General features: G+C 63.1%; 2 protein-coding genes and 1 pseudogene. 1 reads left to right on the top strand and 2 read right to left on the bottom strand.

The window, feature by feature from the left end; all coding sequences use genetic code 11:
* Positions 1-511, bottom strand: a 511-nt coding sequence (locus E2493_RS20910) for a transposase (protein ID WP_135090391.1), incomplete at its 3' end; no start/stop codon positions are given.
* Between the two features lie 290 nt (positions 512-801).
* Between E2493_RS20910 and E2493_RS20905 the strand changes: the two genes are divergently transcribed.
* Positions 802-1,029 carry a hypothetical protein gene (locus E2493_RS20905; RefSeq protein WP_135090710.1) on the top strand — a complete coding sequence of 76 codons (228 nt, stop codon included), beginning with the start codon at positions 802-804 and terminating at the stop codon, positions 1,027-1,029.
* A gap of 696 nt (positions 1,030-1,725) precedes the next feature.
* Here the strand turns inward: E2493_RS20905 and E2493_RS20900 are convergent.
* Positions 1,726-1,985: pseudogene (locus E2493_RS20900) on the bottom strand (IS110 family transposase); the annotation flags it as partial.

Genomic DNA, 1,985 nt, shown 5'->3' with positions numbered 1-1,985 from the left:
TCGCCTCCGCAGGAAGTCCCTCGCCGCCGGCAACCCCCCGCTGCCGGTTGGCGTCGGCCTTGATCAGGCTGGCGTCGACCGCGAAGCCCTCGCCGCCGACCAGCCCCTCGAGCAGGCAGCGCTCGACGGTGAGCTCGAACAGCCGGCGCAGCAGATCGCTGTCGCGGAAGCGGCCGTGTCGGTTCTTCGAGAAGGTCGAGTGATCCGGCACCGCCCCGTCGAGGCCAAGCCGGCAGAACCAGCGGTAGGCGAGATTGAGATGCACCTCCTCGCAGAGGCGCCGCTCGGAACGAATGCCGAGACAATAGCCGATCAGCAGCATACGGATCATCAGCTCCGGATCGATCGAGGGCCGCCCTGTCGCGCTGTAGAAGGGCCGCAGGTGCTCGCGAATGTCGGCCAGATCGACGAACCGATCGATCCGCCGCAGCAGGTGGTCGTCAGGGACGTGGCGCTCCAGGCTGAACCCGTAGAACAGCGCCTCCTGCATCACCGTCCGCTCGCCCATCATCGGCTCGCCTCCCGCTCTGGCAGGACGATTGAATCAGAGCGGAGTCACGGCAGCAAGGGGAGTTTTTCAACACTATCGACCCATTGCGGACGTTCCAACTTGCCGCTGCTCGAAGAAGCTTCCAGAAAGGCTCCGTGTCCGACGCTATGTCCGCCTACAGGCTTCAGGAGAGAGCTGAGAGGCTGCAATTCGCCCTCAGCCTCCCACCCGCAGATGCGGTCTGCTGGCTGGTCGTATACAATGAATGGCGCCGGACGTTCGGGCCCCCTCCGTATTGCGATCCGATCCCTGTGGACAAACTGAACTGCCAAGGGACGCGCGAGGAACTGCAGCATTGGCTCGAAAATGCGCGCTGCCTGATGCGCGATGGGGATCAAGTTGCCAGCGTGCTAAGCCGCGAGGACAATCCGGAGAAGATAGACGCGATCATGGCAGCCTATCGTGCTCGTCACCCAGGCTTTTCTTCCGAGACGTACCACGAAGCCATGGCACGAGGCACGTTCTGGGCGATTTGGTAGGGCGGCGGCTTAGAGAAGCCTAGCCACCAGCCGGAATCGCGGTTTCGCTTGTGCCCCGTTGGCTCAGTCAATGTCGCCTTTCCACCCTGAGCGGACCCTCGGCGCGGAGCGCGGGGCATCGTCGGCGTATGGCTGAGAAGGGTGGTGAGCGGACCTCTAATCCAGGAACCAATCGTAGAAGCTGCCTGCTGCGAGCAGGCAACCAACGCTTAGGCTTAGCCAGAATCGTGCAGGACGCTGCTCACGCTGCACGGGCTCACCCCACAGCCTGCTTCGCTTACGAAGGACCAAAGGCACAACGAGGCTGACGGCGAGGCAGAGCCAAATCCAAGGCCTGATCCAATCGGGAAACATCGGCAAAGTTTAGGTGCAGTTTGGGAACGACTGCAACGGGTCGGATCACGACCAACCCGGCTCGGACGGCCGAAGGTCATCTGTGGACGCCCCTTCGGATGCAAGCGGTAAATCGGGGTAACGTTGGCACGTAGTCGGTTGCTGTCATCTGTCCGGCCTCGATGAGCAGCGCCATAGCTGCGGGCCAGTATGGGAGTTCGCGGACCGGATCCATTTCAGCTTTGCGCGCTTGGGTGGCGCTCTGACTTTCACTGGTTCTTCCAGCCCCGTCTCATCGACCGTTGTGCCATACCCTCCTTCGATCCGCCTACGTCCCCGACGCCTCTGGCTGCCGCCGCGACTTTACGCCGCGACTGCCGCCGGAGCTCTGTAGTCCTCCTTTTTCGTCAGCAGCGCCCAGGCCATGCGCGCCATCTTGTTGGCGAGCGCGACCGTGACGAGCATGCGTGGTTTGCGCGCAAGCATTCGCTCCAGCCACGAGCCTGCTGGCGCACCGTGGCGACATGCTCTCCGGACCATTGAGCTGCCGCCGATAATGAGCAATCGGCGGATGGTGCGCTCTCCCATCTTCGAGATGCTGCCCAGCCGCTGCTTGCCGCCTG

It is taken from the genome of Sphingomonas parva (ex Maeng et al. 2020) (genome assembly GCF_004564275.1).
Taxonomy (GTDB): domain Bacteria; phylum Pseudomonadota; class Alphaproteobacteria; order Sphingomonadales; family Sphingomonadaceae; genus Allosphingosinicella; species Allosphingosinicella parva.
The sequence above is the reverse complement of the archived record's forward strand: the minus strand, read 5'-3'. Positions and strand labels throughout refer to the sequence as shown.